Below are 15,501 nucleotides of genomic sequence, written 5' to 3'. Positions count from 1 at the left end.
AGATGATTGTTTAATAGCCATCGATTCCCTATAATTCGATTTCCTGAATAACAATAAGAAGGTATTTTCGTATGAAAAAATGGACAGTACTGGCAGCAAGTAGCCTTTTAATGGTCAACGCCTACGCCAATGAATCATTCTGTGGGTACAAGGATTTTTTTCATTTAGGTGACAAAACTCACCCTGGAATTTATGTGGTCAGTGGTTATAATGACTCAGATGTCGTATTACAAATCGTTGGACCACGTAGCTTTGTAATCAGAGATGGTTTTGATTGTCGAGCAGGCTATGCTCATGTCACTGTAGCTTATGACAATGCCAATTGGTGCGTACTTGATATTAATGACGGTCCATTTATGAATCATCCTGTTGTCAGTGCTTCCTGCAATGGTCTTCGTTACATCAATACCACCTATGATGGCTTTGGAAGTTACTCCTATTCTATCAACATTGAATAAAAGTAACGTGAGTTATGGATAGCGATTATATAAAAAGCAATCGATATCCAGGGACCGTTTGGGCTGAGAAGATACATGAGCATCTTCTCGAAGCCCCGGCAAGAATCATTAAATTTCATACAAGGCTTCGCGAGGCATCATAAATGCCCCCTCGGCTCAAACAATCCAAGATAACGAGCATCTTATCCATAACTCACGTTAAAAGTAATTAATCCAGAGGCCATCTCTGACATAAGAGAAATAAAATTGTATTCTCTTATCTTATACTTGCTGTAATCAAATCCAACAATTTTAATTGACTCTCAATTCTTGCTAGCCTAACGATTTAGATTTAATTTGATTTTTCCCTGCTTTTTTTGCTTGATAAAGAGTTTTATCCGCTGCAGTAATGGCACTTTGTTGATCAACTACCCTCATAGAGTCGATGCTTATGACCCCCATACTTAACGACACATTTTTATATTGATTTTTTTTATTAAACTGCTCTTGCATTGAAACACAAACTGTTGTTACTTCATTTGGTGGCATATTAATAAGAATGGCAGCATATTCATCGCCACCAATCCGAAACATGCTATCGCTTGAGCGCCGTAACGTTTGTTTCAGGATATTTGACACATGAATTAAAAACCTGTCACCTGCAGAATGACCAAAAGTATCATTAATATACTTGAAATTATCTATATCAATGAAAACCAGGCTGATAGGATATTTATTACGTTTCGCTCTGCTTAGTTCATTGCTGAACACCATATCAAAATGACGACGGTTAAATAATCCAGTCAATGAATCGGTTATAGATAATGCCCTCACTTTGGAAAGTAATTTTGAGTTTAATCTTACTGTCAACAATACTATGATCAAAAAAAGCGAATACATGACAGCAAAAATTATTTTATCAAACTGAAATAAATACAAATTGTAGGCAATAATTGGGAAATTCATTGGCAATACGTAAGCATAATAGGCGGGAAGATAAATTGATTAAGAAATGAATACAAAAATAAACTCACTGGTGTCATTTAAATAAGGGGAAAAAATAAAGTAGCTCAAACTCCAAGCCAATCCCATAAAAAAATCCAGCAGTAAAAAACCAATTAAAGACTGCTTTCCTTTTGTGATGTAAAACTCTTTACTGATTATAATTCGACTAGTTACCCACCGAATCACACTTAAAATTAAAATGAGAAAAACCAGATAATAACCAGTTTGATTGGAATCTCGTTCGTATAGATAAAACCCAAAGCAAGCACATCACCGCCAGGATATTGAATGGAATAGTTCTTAAGGATCCCTCAAATAACTACAACAAGTCTTCAAGTTCCAATGAAGACCGCTTCTTTTGATGCATAATTAATTCAAAACCCAAGCAACTTCATTATAATTTCAAGTATAGACTAGTTTACAGTGTTACTCTTTACCGCCCAAATTCCATTTAGAATAGGAGGCTCTCACGAAGAATTAGAATATAGTGTGATAATTGTTCTGCGATTCTCATTGCAAGCGGATTGGCATTTCCAGAAATAGGCTATCTTCCGCTTCCAGCAACAATAATTTATTGATGGGATCGGCACTTAACCTGGAAGCAAAAGCCTATCCTGGGCTACCATCACTAACAATAATATAATCAAACTCCATGTGATGAATCCTTAAAGAAAATAACGTTTTACCAAAACACTCTGATTATTGTAATGATAAAGCACTGCAAAAGAATATAGTAAATACGCTTATAATATTCCGTGAGGTGACAGGCCAATCCAGTTAAAATATCAAAGTCATTGACACTGCGGACATATACCATATATGTTTAGCGCATGATCTGTCATTTTAAAATGAGCACGTTCGGCAATTGCTTTTTGTCTTTGTTCTATTATTTCATCTACAAATTCCTCTACCCGCCCACACTTAACACAAACAAGATGGTCATGATGTTCGCCCTGAGACAACTCAAACACCGAGTGTCCTCCTTCAAAATTATGTCTCGATACTAATCCCGCTGCTTCAAATTGAGTAAGAACTCTATACACAGTAGCTAAACCAACATCCTCACCCGATTCCAATAAGGCTTTATAGACTGCTTCTGCACTCAAATGATGGTTTCTTGATTGCTCCAATATTTGCAATACCTTGATACGAGGTAATGTGATTTTTAATCCAGCGTCTTTTAACTGTTGACTCTCTTCCACTTGTGCTCCTTAACTGTAACGAATTTCGAGCTTTGATCATTATTCCAGCAAAATTGGATTAATAATTAGCATCAAGGCCTAAAATAATTTTCATGCTCTAAAAACCATTAGCGGCCTTAAAACTTAGTCTGGCCGAATAATGGCAAATACCAAATTCCACATGATGACAGGTGCCTTTCAATAAATGACATGTTATTATGGCGAAATTTTTCATGGTAGGCAAAAAAATGCGAATAATGACTTTTTTTATTTGTTTCATTTTAACATTAACCTTAACCCAATGTGCATCATATGACTTCTCAAGACGCATTACTCAGCAAGGTAATTTGTTGCCTCAATCCAAAATTGCCCGGTTAAAAACAGGCATGAGTAAGAATGACGTTGCAATCTTAATGGGTACCAGCATAATGAGTCCAACATTCAACAATGATAGGTGGGATTATGCTTATACCTGGCGACGAGGCAAAGGTAACCTGGAAATTCGTAATGTTGTGTTATATTTTTCCAGAGGTTCTTTAGTAAAAATAGAACATAAGCCGTAATTTAATATCTCCCCCTTGCCTAAGTGATTAGACAAGGGGAAAATTGTTTTTTAAGAGTTCAGTGTAGATTAAAATGCCTAATTTGCCTCTATTTTTTAAACTGTGCTAATTTACGGCGTTTTTCTTTGGGGTCGAGTATCAATGGCCTATAAATCTCAATTCGATCTCCTTCTTTCAATACCTGGTCCACAGAAACCCGCTTCCCGTATACTCCTACGGGTAATTCTCTCGTTTCAGGACAAGTTGAATAAATATTTGATTCAATGAGTGCCTCTTCAACTGTAGCTCCCTGTTTTAAATCCATTTTGTAATGCAGGCAATTTTTAGAATTCGCTATATAGACTAATTCAACTTTTACCATAAATGACCTCGGCTCTTTCGCAAAATGCGTCAACCATTTTATCGGTTATCTGATCAAATATAGGACCAAGAAGCATGGAAAATATTTTCCCGGCAAACTCAAACTCCAAATCAAAAGAAATTCTGCACCCTTTTTCTTCCTGATCAAAACGCCAAAATCCCTCTAAATGACTAAAAGGACCATCAACCAGACGAATTTCAATCATTTTGTTAGTTTGCAATCGATTACGAGTAGTGAATGACTTACTCATTCCAGCAGCTGCTATCACTAAAGTCGCCTGGACTTCATCATTGTCACGATGAAGTATTTTGCTTTCCGCACAATAAGGTAGAAACTCGGAATAATGTTCAACATCATTAACCAGTCCATACATTTGCTCACAAGAATAAGGTACTGTTCTTGACCTTTTTACTATTGTCATTGTAAAACTCCTTGAACCTGCTTATTAAGCCAAAGGCTAAGATCTTTAATTTCTTCAAAACATATGGAATGTTCCATAGGGTATTGATGAAAAGAGACTTCATTATACCCATTAGCCAAGAGCCAATCCTTACTCTGTAGAGTCCATTTTGGCAGAACTAAAGGATCAAATTGTCCTGCTCCCATAAAGATGGGAGTATTCTTATCAAGTTGCGGCTTATTATGCTTAGCCAAGGGCAAATAAGCGGACAATGCAATAACGCCGCATAATCGCTCGGTCATATGAAGAGCCGTGTGCAATGCCATAGCTCCCCCTTGAGAAAAGCCAGCTAAAAAGATTTGATGCGGTTTAAAGCCACAATTATATTGAGCGTCAACCACCTTGCGTATTAACAATTCAGATTGCTCAATGCCAAACTTATCTTCTTCATCGACAAAGCCTAATCCATAAATATCATACCACGCAGGCATAACCATTCCTCCATTCAGAGTCACTGGTCTTCGAGGAGCATCAAGAAATACATGCCTTAAAGCGGTATCTTCTATTGTTAGCTGATCAGCTAAACCCATCATATCAGAGGCATCAGCCCCCAACCCATGCATCCATATGACACAAGCTTGTGCTTTCTCTAAAGGTTCCTTCATATAAACGCTCAAAACAAATTCTCCACGCAAAAACGTAAATTATCGCCAATGCAATAGAGCAGCGCAAGTTTAACATTTAAAAATATATTGAACAATTTATAGGCATATTGACGCTGGTAATTCTAATACCTATTGACTTTATTGTATAAATCTTTATCATTATGTTTATTTTGTATGTTGTCCTGTTTTATGAGTATTTTGTTTTTAGCAAGAAAACTGGCTTCTGACTGCGGGTTCATTGAGCAAATCCAGCAAAGCCATAATCGCAACCAAATAAATTATCGCTTTTATTCCCCCCGAACTGATCTGCATGGTTCCAATACAAACAGGTTATATGGAAGTCCTGGCAAAGGTGTCATTTCACAAAATACGATTTTCATATACTGGTACAGAGATGGAAAAAACAGTTATTTTATTGAATGTTCAAATAGACTACCTAAAAAGGAACTTGAAGTGTTGCATCAATTGCTCATGGATAATCAACACTCTTTGGAAGAGATACTCGAGGCATCCAATAATAGATTTCTCTCTTTTCAGACACGCCATACCTAAGCACTACTTCACTAAAGAAAGACACAAAATACGGAATAAGCTATCTGCCTGTCTTACTCAAGCTCAAAATATTCACATATAAAATAACAAGAAGAATGAATCATTGAGTTTCAAAGCAAATCTCATATAATTAAAATTTAACTCTATAATAATACCCTATGAGACACATTTATTTCGCATTATTACTCATCGTTGTCACCCTGACTTCTTTGTGTTTGTCAGCTTGTGGGCAAAAAGGACCTTTGTATTTGCCTGAACAAGAAAAGAAAACAACAACCAATCAATAGAGACATCCTATGGGAATAAAATTTACCAAAATGCATGGTTTAGGCAATGACTTCATTGTATTGGATGGAGTCAACCAATCTATTCAACTCACTGTTGAGCAAATACAAAAACTAGCCAATCGCCATACCGGTATAGGGTTTGACCAATGTTTACTAATAGAATCCAGTCAAACCGAAGGAATTGATTTTAATTATCGAATCTTCAACGCCGATGGGCAAGAAGTAGGTCAATGCGGTAATGGGGCGCGATGCATAGCTCTTTTTGCCAGATATTATGGTTTAACAGCAAAAAATAAATTGACAGTAGCAACTAAAACTACGCTCATGGATTTAATCATCAATGAGGATAACAGCGTGAGTGTCAATATGGGCGTTCCCAGACTAGCCCCAGGTGAAATTCCTTTACTTGCTGATCGCCAATCCCCAGAATATTCACTTGAATTAAATAACGGCAATACAGTGAATCTTCATGCGATAAGTGTAGGCAATCCTCATGCTGTATTGTTGGTTGAAAATATAGATACAGCCCCTGTAAACAGTTTGGGACAACAGATTAGTTTCCACCCGCAATTCCCAGAGCAAGTCAACGTTGGATTTATGCAAATTATTAATCATGAAAAAATCAACTTACGTGTCTACGAAAGGGGTTGTGGTGAAACGATTGCTTGTGGTAGTGGTGCGGTTGCTGCGGCAGCAATAGCACGTTTATTTTACAACCTGTCAGACAAAATCACCGTTCATTTGCCAGGAGGAGATTTGTGCATCCAATGGCCTTGTCCCACTGCTCCCATTATATTAACTGGACCTGCTGCTTTTGTGTATGAGGGTACATTACTTTCATAACAAAATTCACAAAATTAAAACAAGTATTGAATTTTTTTTTCAAACAGTTATTCTGAATTAATCCACAAATATAAAACAGGACTTAGGAAAAACGCTAAGGTCAAGGCAAAAAATATTTTTAATGAGGGAGTTTAGATAAACTAAATGACCGAATTAAAAACTGGTTTTTACGCAAAGATTCGGGGTTGCTTAAGTCCTGTAAAGATTCCATCGAGAGAATTTGTGAATATTATATTCCGTGGCTTAACATGAACGAAATGGGTATTAAAGTTGATAGAGTAGTTTTGACATTTCGGTCAAGGAGGATCAAGTGGTTGATTTTGATAAACCTGTCTCAAAAAATGATATTCTTGCCAGCTTATTACTTATCGCAGATTTAAATAGACCATCTCTAAATCAAACTCTTTCCTGGGAGCAAGCTCTAAAATCATTTTTATCGCTTAATGATCCGCTGATTAAAACGGAAATATTTATAAAATGGCTCAGTCAATTAAATCCTGATCAACTTCAATCGTCCCCAGAGATAGTCCTCCTTTTGAAACACATTGTCGAGCAAAAGCTGCTCCCCTACACCCTCAAAAAAATATTGATTCAGCGTGAAAACTTCACCACCTCACAAATCAATTGGCTTTGCAATCATTGTCTTATAGTTGCACCTGATCAAACGACTTTACCTGATATTATTAAACTCGGCTCATGGAGCTGGCTGGAGAATCATATGAAAAGAAATGAACTATTAAATTTTGATTTGTTAAAAATAGCCATCTTAAATAAGGATTATTTAGCCAGCATCAACAATAGTAAAGAAAGTCAGCTCGATTTTATCTATGCGTTAAACGCTAATAAATTTAACTACCAACAAATACTTGAATTAATTGCTTTAGCGCAGGATAGCCAGATTAAATCATTATTAATTACCTGTCTATTAAGCAAAAAGGAGTACCTGGACAATTTAAAAGAAAAATCATTTCTAGCCCATTTAAATCAAAGTGAATTTCACTCACCACCTCGGCTTAATCCACTAATCCACCAATTAAACCTGAGCTGTTTGACTGTGGCACAAATAGAACTTCTACAACCTGAAGCATGTGTTACTTTACTCTGTTCAATCCCTCATTTTCATCAGTTGTCAGAAAAACAGGTTGAAAAAATACTACTTAAATATCCAAAGCCTGACATGATTGCCTATTGGCTAAATCATTACTCATCCAGGCCAAATGCGCATTTTATTTTAGCCCATTTGATGAACCTGGTAGATGTTCATGTTGTTGACGAACTTAATAAAATGGATTCCACAAAAAAGGAAACCATTATTATGAATATGGTAGAACATCTCGAATTATTTGATCCGACTCATCCTCTTTTGATCAACCAAAATGAAGAAAAACGACTAATTACCGCTATTCAACGCTATCTCTATGGCCAACATCATGACGCGTATGTAACTTACATCAAGTTATTGGTTTATAAATTATTAAACCGTAATTACCAATTCTCACCTCAAGCGATGCAACTCCTGATTTGTTTAAATAATCTGGAAGAGTTTAAAGAGTTAAATAATAAAATCGCCTATCTGACCAATTACTACTTGCGAGCATCAGCACAATCCGGTGATTCGAGCTTATTTTATAATGATTCACGCATAAACATCACGAGCATGACACAACTGGTCCAGCTAGCCCCAAAAATTCCAACTAAATCAAAAGAAAAAAGTCTTTTAAGCAGCATCTTCTGCGGCATCAAAATTAGCGAAAGCTCTGTAATGACACCGACCAATGATATTCCTGAACATCCTTTAATTAATAAATTAATAAAAAACAAGAGAACAGTGAAATCGATAGATTATTTTTTAATGCATTATAAAGGCGATAAGCAAGTACTTTCCAAAATCATCAATGATTATTTAAGTTACTATGTTCAAGAAGGATGCACTGAAATACATCGGCGTTCGATATATCATTTAATTGTTCTCATGTCTTTAAGCGATATATCAGCTTCTGTTAGAGAGGCTATATTCACAGCGTTTCTAAACTATCCTGAATTACATGATGAGCAAATTAATTTTTCTTTATTTGTCTATGATGCGAAAAGAACTATCCGGCATTTTGGGGCACAAGCTAGCGAAGACAGCTATGCCAGAGTTATTGATTTATGCGAGGGAGCTCTAAAAAAATTAAATCCAAATAAACACAAGGAAATTATCAGTATAGCGACTCAAGCTTTAACTGAAGCAAAAATCGAGTTAAGTTTTGGTGAAAATACCGGATTTATCGCTCAACTGATTTCACGATTGAAACGATGTTGGTATTATGGCTGGACTGGTTTTTTTTCCCCCAACCCACCTACCTTTGTTGCAGCAATTGACTCGCCAATAAAGCCAAGCGAAAAAAAAACCTCCCCTCTTCTTCAACAAAGAAAATATTTCACTACCAAACTTGAAACAAATCTGTCGATTATCCTCGATGACATAAAATCAGGTTACACCCAACAAAAACTTAATGAATTAATCGAAGCATTGAGTATATTTTCATTGCAATCCAATCCAAAAAACGAGCTTAAAATTCGTCAAAAACTCCATCGCTTATTTCACTATCTGTTACTAGAAAGCAAAAATGACTTAACATTGGATGCCTGGCTTATAAAAAATCAGCAACTTTTAATCGCGAATCGTTTTCGTTTGCTAGAAATGCAACTAATGAAAGGAGCTCGCAATGAGGTTGAATCTTTACTCAAGGAATTCGATGAAGACTCTGCTCATTTCAGCCCTATCAGCAAAGAATTTACTCATTCTTTACCCGAACAAAATCCGTATAAGTGTGAATCTGTTTCTTCAAATCAAACTCCAGGCGCAACTATCCTGGATTCAGCAACTGAGTTAGCTACTAGCCTAAAAAGCACATTAGGCAACTTGGGAGTATTTTTTAGCAACAACATCATGTCAGCTATTTATCCAAATAATAAATCCACTCCCCAATCGACATCAACAATGATTTCACCTTGATTAATCTTCCGGCTGCGCATCTACAGCCGGATTGATTTATAATAACCTGAAACAAACAACCGTTCTAAAATTTGGATCCTTCCTATTTAATTAGCAGATATCACGCTCATCCGGTTGACCTATCAGGAATAATAGACCTAAAATTAAAAAGCATACTTAACTTATGGTTAAACAATGGACGAAAGGCGAAAATATTTTCGGCTAAAAAACCATGGCGAAATAAATGCCAGCTTAGACAATAATTCAATTGAAATTGTTGAAATCTCTTCCAATGGTGCTGTAGTAGTTAAGCAGAAAACTGATATTCCTAAAGAGGGAGTGCTTAAACTACAAATCCATAACTTCATTATGGAACTTTGCTATGAAGTGATTCGAGCTGAAGACAACAACATTGTCCTTCATTTCACAAAAGAAGATGAAACGAATAAGTTATTTCTGGTACTCAAACGATTAAGAGACGAACGAAAAAATAAAACATAAAAATTTGACATAACTTGCCCCCATAAAAAGTCATTTGTGATTAAGTAGGAGCCTGGAGAAAACATTCTGTGACAAAGAATAAATAAGAAACCGAAGACAATCCATTCATTTAAGAAAGTTTCCAGCGTTTGTGCATCCAATTCCACTGCTCAGGATGTGCCAGAATAATCTTTTCCAAAGCCTGATTATAGGCCAAGGTATTTCGGTATAAAGATTCTTGTGTAGTGTCATAATCTTTCCAGGGAATGGGGTCATGAAACTCCAAAACATGCTTTCCATTAGGTAATCTGTAACTGGCTGCAGGTATAACTGGAATTCCTGTATGGCGAGATATCGTCGCCAGGCTTCTGTAGGTGCCAGCTTTTTTTCCAAAAAACTCTACCGCTATCCCATCTCTGTTCACCAGGGATGCATGCTGATCCAATACGAAGATTACGGCATGATTTTGTTCTAACGCAACACAAACCTGCTCCAGAGAATTTTTTTTAGGAATAACATTTAGGCCAGCTTGATAGTAATTTTTGAACATAATGCGTTCTATGAACTTAAATCGCAAGGTACGCCTGATGAAATGAAATTGGCCTTTGAATTCCTTGAAGTTTAATACCCCTCCCAAGGGCGCAAACTCCCAATTTCCAAAGTGACCGGTAACGACTAACACTCCTTTTTTCTGTGCCACAACAGCTAACATTTTTTCATGGCCGATTACTTCAACCTGAGCTCGTAATTTTTTTTCACTCATGAATCTTAATTGCAGCGCTTCTTTTAAAGATTTTGCAAGATGTGAGTAATACGCTTTTGCCAAGCGCTTTTTTTGAGATTCATTCAGTTGATCATTATAAACCTGGCTAATATTGGAAAAAATCAACCGGCGCCTGTATGGCAAAAACCGATAAATAAAACGTCCCGCCAGTGTAATGGGTAATGCTTCTATTTGTTGAGCTAAATTATTCACAAGCTTTGATCACCAAACATACATTCATGCTGGCAAACCCTCGGTTGATCATCATGGCATAGGAATTAGATATTATCTCTCTATGCTCACGACTTACTGATAAGCCTTCACACGTCGGGGCAATTTGTTGAAAATTAGCGATCCCCGGCACGCATTTGGTTTCAAGGGCATATGTAGTTAATACCGCATCCAATACTCCAGAGGCGCATAAAGTATGTCCCATGGACCATTTAAAAGCAGTCGCAGGAACTTCTTCTTGTTTGAATACTGATTTGATAGCCAGAGCCTCACTGTCGTCTGATTTACTGTTTCCATTTCCATGGGTTACTATTAGTCCAATTTCCTCAGAGTTTATTCCTGATGTGCTTAATGTCTGCCCCATCAATGAAGCCAAATGTTGCCCATCTGCTTCAATAGAAAATAATCCTGTTGCTTCAGAAGCGGATAAGCCACCAACTATCTCACCATAACAAGTCGCAGCCCTGGACTTCACACTGGCTTCACTTTCCAATACAAGGGCTGCGGCACCTTCAGCAAGAATGGTGCCGTCATGCTCTTTATCAAAAGGTTTTAAATGACGATTACTTACCACACCCAATTTTTCATAATAAAATAAGCCTTGAGGTTCTGTGCCTATATCATAGGCAACCACAACCGCACGTTCTGCCTGCCCGCTACGTATGGCATGATACGCTTCCAAAATGGCTTGTGTACCACCTACCGCATGATTTGTTACATTGTGATTTGGACCTTTAAAGCCATAGGTAATACCTGTATAGGCAAGCACATTATTAGGTAAAATCCTCAATAACCACATAGGATGCACTTCATCAAACAACTGATTTGCAAAGCTACGCATATCTCCATGGGTTTTAGCCAACAAAGGTATAAAGTCATATTGTTGAAAATATTTATTCCCTGGAGAACCAACATAAATAGCGGTTTGTTCATTAAATAAATCAGCATCTGCCAGGCTATCTCTGTAAGCAATCATTTTACTATGCTCAACAGCTTGCACTGCCGCATTGATTCCCATTATATCTTGACGGGAAATAACTTTTATTAATTTTCTATCAGGAAGCATCTTGGAAGGTTGGAAATCTTTTATTTCTCCGCCCAAACGATGCGACCATTCAGATAATTCCCAAAAATTAATTTCATCTATTCCACACTGGCCTGAAATGATTGCATTCCAAGTTTCATCAGCAGTTGCACCAGAGGCAGTTAGAGCGCTGCGACCAGTAATAAATACTCTATTCGCTTGACTCATTTATTTTGTCTCCTCGAATTCTGGATGTTTAAATAACAAGCAGCTATTAGAACCTCCAAAACCAAACGAATTAGATAATACTACCCCTAAAGATTTTTCACGTGGACCATCAACAACATAATCCAAATCACACTCCGGATCAGGTGTTTTTAAATTCGCTGTTTTGGGGACTTGCGCCTGTTCTATGGATTTAACTGACAATACCGCTTCAAGCGCTCCCGCAGCTGCGATTAAATGCCCCGTTTGACTTTTGGTAGAGCTCACTGGTAAATTGGCGATCCTGTCCCCAAAGACAACTTTGATTGCATTGGTTTCACTTAAATCATTCATTTTAGTGGATGTACCATGCGCATTAATATAATCGACATCCCGTGGTTGAACACCCGCATCCTCCAACGCACGTTTAATCGCTTGAATAGCACCATCACCGTTGGGATGTGAATCAGTTATTCGGTAGGAGCTCAAAGAATTCCCCTCACCGGCCAGTTCAGCATAGATTTTTGCCCCACGGGCTTTTGCCTTACTCCATTCTTCAAGGATCAAAAAGGCAGCCCCTTCACCCAGGACAAAACCATTGCGTGTCGCATCAAAGGGGCGACTTGCCGTTTGCGGAGTCTCATTATACGTTGATAAGGCACCCAAAAGACAAAAGCTCGACAAACCCAAAGGATTAATCATGGAATCAAATCCACCTGCCAACATAAAATCTGCCTCGCCACGACGGATCACCTGCATTGCCAATCCCAAGGCTTGGCCTCCTGAAGCGCAGGCCGTATGGACAGAAGAGGCATAACCAGTAATCCCATATTGTTGTATTAATAAGGAAAGACCAGAGTTTGAAGTGGTTTTACCAAAATCAACCAAATTATAGAAATCCCTGCTATTAGATTGCAGCTTTCCCCAATCAATTTCACCGCCTGCGGCACAAGCTTGTTGAAACCGCGTTAAATACTCAAACTCGGCCGTCATCATCCCACTGCCTGTTACTATTCCCCACCGATCAGATGTTTGCTTGGTAGGAAATATAGAAGCATCTTCAAATGCCTGGCGTGCAGCTTCCAAAGCAAAATGAGTAAAAGACATGATAAATCGAGTATGCTTTCCCGAAATAGACGTATCAGGTGAAAAGTTCTTTACTTCAGCCGCAATAGTGGTAGGAAAAGCACTGGCGTCAAACTGCTTGATACTATCTATGCCAGAATGACCAGCGATCAAATTCATCCAAGTGGTGGATACATCATTTCCTAGAGGCGAAACAACCCCTAGACCTGTAATAGCAACTCGTCGTTTCATAACCTCATTTACCTTTTGGGATAAGCACTATGTCGACAACACATACCCGCTTGCCATCAACCTCACACCTATAAGACAGTATTAATTCATCATCCATTTGCTGTTTCACTTTGACCTGGCAAACTACGACATCTCCGGGATGAACAAATTCATTCATTTTAATTTTACGTAATTCGCTGATTCGATAAGCTCTATCATATTTTGCTCTAGCTATAAACTCTTTCGCCAAATTCAATTTACATTCAAGAAGTACCGTCATCGGTAGTACAGGTCTTTTAGGAAAATGATCCGGGAAATAAGATGCTGAACGAGTTATCCTTTTTTCAGCAATCAAGCTTATACCTGGTTGACTGGCGAGGATTCTGTCAAATTGCATGGAAGAATTTATCATTCCACAATCAGAGCAGTTTTCCTCTATTAAAACAGGCGAACTCAAAGCTAACACAGAAGACCAGTCACCTGGCCGGTATATTTCTGCAAACTGCTGTCTAATGACCTCTGTACTAATAAATTCAGTCATAGGCAGCATGGGGCCTAATGCTCCATCTATAGTAAAAATAATATCATTACCTACTTTGGCAATGCTATGGTATTGAACTGCCTTTTCATCCAGTGAATCAATATTTGATTCAAGCAATATCGTTTCACCGACGTAAGCAGGTCGATACAATCGGGCACTTGATACTACGCCAGCGACTGGTCTTGCAGTAAAATGATTATGTTGCATCACATTCCACGCTGCCAATTGCCCCAATGTTTCACCAATCAAAGAAGGCATAAAGCAAAGCCTTCCATGATCATCAGTGGTTAAATAAGCATCATCTCTTGTGACATGCTTTATCCCTTTAATCCATTCTCCTGGGGATAATTGTACAATGCGATCAACAAATAAGAACCTCATCAGGCTACAGTTTCCGTTGCTTGCTGCTGGGCTATAGCTGAAATAACCAGCTTGCAAAAAGTTTCTACGGTAAACAACACAGGAATTTCGTTAACTTTCATATTCTCTTTAAATCGATCAGCAGGGACTTCGCTCAAATAATTCTTTAAAGCCTGTAATCCTGAGGTTGTTAAAATACCACCTTTCTCAAACTCATCTTCAGCCAGATCACCACGAGCATTCTTTTCCAACTGGCCTCTCGGGATTTTAATCTTGAATTCTTTTTCCAATTGAAAAACCAAATCAAGAAAATCGATGGACTCAGCACCCAAATCCTCAATTAAACTACTGTTTAAAGAAATTTCTTCTTCATCAATTACTAATACATCAGCAATAATTTCCCTAACCTTAGGGTAAACTTCAGCTACATTCATATTTTATCCTCTGAACCAACAAAGCTCGCAAAGCTTGAAATTATATCATAAAATTTACTTTTATCATCTACTAGCCAACCTGACTATAGCCTGCGTCAACATATAATGTATGGGCATTAATCATGGCCGCTTCAGGCAAACAAAGCAAATAGATAGCATTAGCCACATCTTCAGGTGTTAACGCTCTATCTGCCAAAGCATGAGCTTGATATTCATCCAGTAACTGTTCTCTGTTTGGAAAATGCTTTAAAGCATCCGTATCAACAACACCTGCAGAAACAGTATTCACAGTAATACCATAACTAGCCAGCTCCAAACTTAGCGAACGAACCAATGCTTCCAGAGCTGCTTTAGAGGCACCAATAAAAGCATAATTTGGAATCGCCCTTGATGCACCTAAGCTGGATAGTGCAATAACTCGACTGTTTTTAGGCATTAGAGCAAGACCTTCCGTAACCAAGTGGTTCAAAGCCAAAGCATTGGTTTCCAAACACCAGCGCCAATGCTTGGTCGACATTTTCAAAGCAGGTTTCAATACTCCACTCGCTGCATTGCTCACTAGAAAATTTAAGTGCTTAAAGTGTTCTCTAAATTGAGAGAACATTTCTTTGACAGATTGACAATCTGCTACATCGGCTTGTAAGGCAACTGCTTTTCTACCCATGCCGGTTATTTCATTGACCAGACTTTGAGCCTCATCAGAGCTATTATAATACACGATAGCAATATCGCAGCCTGACTGTGCTAACTTTAATGCGGTCGCTTTACCAATTCCTCGTGCACCACCCGTTATCAATCCTACCTTTCCTGAAAAAACTAATGAACTCATACGATAACCCTATAGTATAAAATCCCACCAAACTACCGCTAATCTGCTGTGCTGTCAATGGAAAT

Annotated in this window: 18 protein-coding genes; 7 read left to right on the top strand and 11 right to left on the bottom strand. The window is 37.9% G+C overall.

From position 1 onward, the window contains the following. The first annotated feature begins 71 nt into the window (after window positions 1–71). Window positions 72–458 carry a hypothetical protein gene (locus LPG_RS01875; RefSeq protein ID WP_010946123.1) on the top strand — a complete coding sequence of 129 codons (387 nt, stop codon included), beginning with the start codon at window positions 72–74 and terminating at the stop codon, window positions 456–458. A gap of 312 nt (window positions 459–770) precedes the next feature. Here the strand turns inward: LPG_RS01875 and LPG_RS01870 are convergent, their stop codons facing one another. Both LPG_RS01870 and fur read right to left on the bottom strand, forming a co-directional pair. Beyond that, window positions 771–1,403 carry a GGDEF domain-containing protein gene (locus LPG_RS01870; protein ID WP_015444862.1) on the bottom strand — a complete coding sequence of 211 codons (633 nt, stop codon included), beginning with the start codon at window positions 1,401–1,403 and terminating at the stop codon, window positions 771–773. Between the two features lie 830 nt (window positions 1,404–2,233). After that, window positions 2,234–2,644, bottom strand: a complete 411-nt coding sequence (gene fur, locus LPG_RS01865; protein ID WP_011213031.1) for a ferric iron uptake transcriptional regulator — start codon at window positions 2,642–2,644, stop codon at window positions 2,234–2,236. 197 nt (window positions 2,645–2,841) lie between these two features. Here fur and LPG_RS01860 point away from each other — a divergent pair, with 197 nt between their 5' ends. Beyond that, a complete protein-coding gene (locus tag LPG_RS01860; RefSeq protein WP_010946121.1) occupies window positions 2,842–3,186 on the top strand; it encodes an outer membrane protein assembly factor BamE in 345 nt (114 codons plus the stop codon). Window positions 3,187–3,274: 88 nt separating this feature from the next. Here LPG_RS01860 and LPG_RS01855 read toward each other — a convergent pair whose 3' ends face one another. From LPG_RS01855 to LPG_RS01845, 3 genes are read right to left on the bottom strand one after another with little or no spacing between them, the layout of a single operon-like run. Further along, window positions 3,275–3,547: an RnfH family protein gene (locus LPG_RS01855; protein WP_010946120.1), complete on the bottom strand. Its 273-nt coding sequence runs from the start codon at window positions 3,545–3,547 to the stop codon at window positions 3,275–3,277. Further along, a complete protein-coding gene (locus LPG_RS01850; RefSeq protein ID WP_010946119.1) occupies window positions 3,534–3,968 on the bottom strand; it encodes a type II toxin-antitoxin system RatA family toxin in 435 nt (144 codons plus the stop codon). The genes LPG_RS01855 and LPG_RS01850 overlap by 14 nt, the downstream gene beginning before the upstream one ends. Next, window positions 3,965–4,612 (bottom strand): alpha/beta hydrolase, encoded by a 648-nt coding sequence (locus LPG_RS01845; protein ID WP_015444865.1) that lies wholly within the window; start codon window positions 4,610–4,612, stop codon window positions 3,965–3,967. The genes LPG_RS01850 and LPG_RS01845 overlap by 4 nt, the downstream gene beginning before the upstream one ends. Window positions 4,613–4,801: 189 nt before the next feature. On the opposite strand from LPG_RS01845, the gene LPG_RS01840 reads away from it, so the two are divergent. The 5 genes from LPG_RS01840 to LPG_RS01820 all read left to right on the top strand — a co-directional run bounded on the left by LPG_RS01840 (window position 4,802) and on the right by LPG_RS01820 (window position 9,775). Then, the gene (locus LPG_RS01840) at window positions 4,802–5,164 is read left to right on the top strand and encodes a hypothetical protein (RefSeq protein ID WP_015444867.1); all 363 of its coding nucleotides are present in this window, start codon (window positions 4,802–4,804) and stop codon (window positions 5,162–5,164) included. A 158-nt stretch (window positions 5,165–5,322) separates the two neighbouring features. Then, complete coding sequence (gene lptM / locus LPG_RS01835) at window positions 5,323–5,451, top strand: LPS translocon maturation chaperone LptM (RefSeq protein WP_015444868.1); 129 nt, start codon at window positions 5,323–5,325, stop codon at window positions 5,449–5,451. A 9-nt stretch (window positions 5,452–5,460) separates the two neighbouring features. Continuing rightward, entirely contained in the window at window positions 5,461–6,294 is an 834-nt protein-coding gene (gene dapF, locus LPG_RS01830) for a diaminopimelate epimerase (protein WP_010946115.1), read from the top strand. A 310-nt stretch (window positions 6,295–6,604) separates the two neighbouring features. Further along, complete coding sequence (locus tag LPG_RS01825) at window positions 6,605–9,295, top strand: lpg0365 family Dot/Icm T4SS effector (RefSeq protein ID WP_010946114.1); 2,691 nt, start codon at window positions 6,605–6,607, stop codon at window positions 9,293–9,295. A gap of 174 nt (window positions 9,296–9,469) precedes the next feature. After that, window positions 9,470–9,775 carry an Lpg0364 family Dot/Icm type IV secretion system effector gene (locus LPG_RS01820; RefSeq protein ID WP_010946113.1) on the top strand — a complete coding sequence of 102 codons (306 nt, stop codon included), beginning with the start codon at window positions 9,470–9,472 and terminating at the stop codon, window positions 9,773–9,775. Window positions 9,776–9,884: 109 nt separating this feature from the next. Here the strand turns inward: LPG_RS01820 and LPG_RS01815 are convergent, their stop codons facing one another. The 6 genes from LPG_RS01815 to fabL form a co-directional block, all read right to left on the bottom strand. Next, a complete protein-coding gene (locus LPG_RS01815; protein ID WP_010946112.1) occupies window positions 9,885–10,730 on the bottom strand; it encodes a lysophospholipid acyltransferase family protein in 846 nt (281 codons plus the stop codon). After that, window positions 10,723–12,000: a beta-ketoacyl-[acyl-carrier-protein] synthase family protein gene (locus LPG_RS01810; protein WP_010946111.1), complete on the bottom strand. Its 1,278-nt coding sequence runs from the start codon at window positions 11,998–12,000 to the stop codon at window positions 10,723–10,725. The genes LPG_RS01815 and LPG_RS01810 overlap by 8 nt, the downstream gene beginning before the upstream one ends. Beyond that, complete coding sequence (locus LPG_RS01805) at window positions 12,001–13,293, bottom strand: beta-ketoacyl-[acyl-carrier-protein] synthase family protein (protein ID WP_010946110.1); 1,293 nt, start codon at window positions 13,291–13,293, stop codon at window positions 12,001–12,003. 4 nt (window positions 13,294–13,297) lie between these two features. Further along, window positions 13,298–14,194 (bottom strand): hypothetical protein, encoded by an 897-nt coding sequence (locus LPG_RS01800; protein ID WP_015444869.1) that lies wholly within the window; start codon window positions 14,192–14,194, stop codon window positions 13,298–13,300. Further along, entirely contained in the window at window positions 14,194–14,607 is a 414-nt protein-coding gene (locus LPG_RS01795) for an acyl carrier protein (protein WP_010946108.1), read from the bottom strand. The genes LPG_RS01800 and LPG_RS01795 overlap by 1 nt, the downstream gene beginning before the upstream one ends. Window positions 14,608–14,677: 70 nt before the next feature. Continuing rightward, window positions 14,678–15,436, bottom strand: coding sequence for an enoyl-[acyl-carrier-protein] reductase FabL (gene fabL / locus LPG_RS01790; protein ID WP_010946107.1), 759 nt, complete (start codon window positions 15,434–15,436; stop codon window positions 14,678–14,680). Window positions 15,437–15,501: the final 65 nt, after the last annotated feature.

The sequence above is a fragment of the Legionella pneumophila subsp. pneumophila str. Philadelphia 1 genome, from assembly GCF_000008485.1.
Lineage (GTDB): Bacteria > Pseudomonadota > Gammaproteobacteria > Legionellales > Legionellaceae > Legionella > Legionella pneumophila.
The sequence above is the reverse complement of the archived record's forward strand: the minus strand, read 5'-3'. Positions and strand labels throughout refer to the sequence as shown.

Bases quoted from the DNA above. Each gene is read 5' to 3' on its own strand.
- LPG_RS01875 (WP_010946123.1), top strand. From the start codon at position 72: ATGAAAAAATGGACAGTACTGGCAGCAAGTAGCCTTTTAATGGTCAAC.
- LPG_RS01870 (WP_015444862.1), bottom strand. From the start codon at position 1,403: ATGAATTTCCCAATTATTGCCTACAATTTGTATTTATTTCAGTTTGAT.
- LPG_RS01860 (WP_010946121.1), top strand. From the start codon at position 2,842: ATGGCGAAATTTTTCATGGTAGGCAAAAAAATGCGAATAATGACTTTT.
- LPG_RS01855 (WP_010946120.1), bottom strand. From the start codon at position 3,547: ATGGTAAAAGTTGAATTAGTCTATATAGCGAATTCTAAAAATTGCCTG.
- LPG_RS01850 (WP_010946119.1), bottom strand. From the start codon at position 3,968: ATGACAATAGTAAAAAGGTCAAGAACAGTACCTTATTCTTGTGAGCAA.
- LPG_RS01845 (WP_015444865.1), bottom strand. From the start codon at position 4,612: ATGAAGGAACCTTTAGAGAAAGCACAAGCTTGTGTCATATGGATGCAT.
- LPG_RS01840 (WP_015444867.1), top strand. From the start codon at position 4,802: ATGAGTATTTTGTTTTTAGCAAGAAAACTGGCTTCTGACTGCGGGTTC.
- lptM (WP_015444868.1), top strand. From the start codon at position 5,323: ATGAGACACATTTATTTCGCATTATTACTCATCGTTGTCACCCTGACT.
- dapF (WP_010946115.1), top strand. From the start codon at position 5,461: ATGGGAATAAAATTTACCAAAATGCATGGTTTAGGCAATGACTTCATT.
- LPG_RS01820 (WP_010946113.1), top strand. From the start codon at position 9,470: ATGGACGAAAGGCGAAAATATTTTCGGCTAAAAAACCATGGCGAAATA.
- LPG_RS01810 (WP_010946111.1), bottom strand. From the start codon at position 12,000: ATGAGTCAAGCGAATAGAGTATTTATTACTGGTCGCAGCGCTCTAACT.
- LPG_RS01805 (WP_010946110.1), bottom strand. From the start codon at position 13,293: ATGAAACGACGAGTTGCTATTACAGGTCTAGGGGTTGTTTCGCCTCTA.
- LPG_RS01800 (WP_015444869.1), bottom strand. From the start codon at position 14,194: ATGAGGTTCTTATTTGTTGATCGCATTGTACAATTATCCCCAGGAGAA.
- LPG_RS01795 (WP_010946108.1), bottom strand. From the start codon at position 14,607: ATGAATGTAGCTGAAGTTTACCCTAAGGTTAGGGAAATTATTGCTGAT.
- fabL (WP_010946107.1), bottom strand. From the start codon at position 15,436: ATGAGTTCATTAGTTTTTTCAGGAAAGGTAGGATTGATAACGGGTGGT.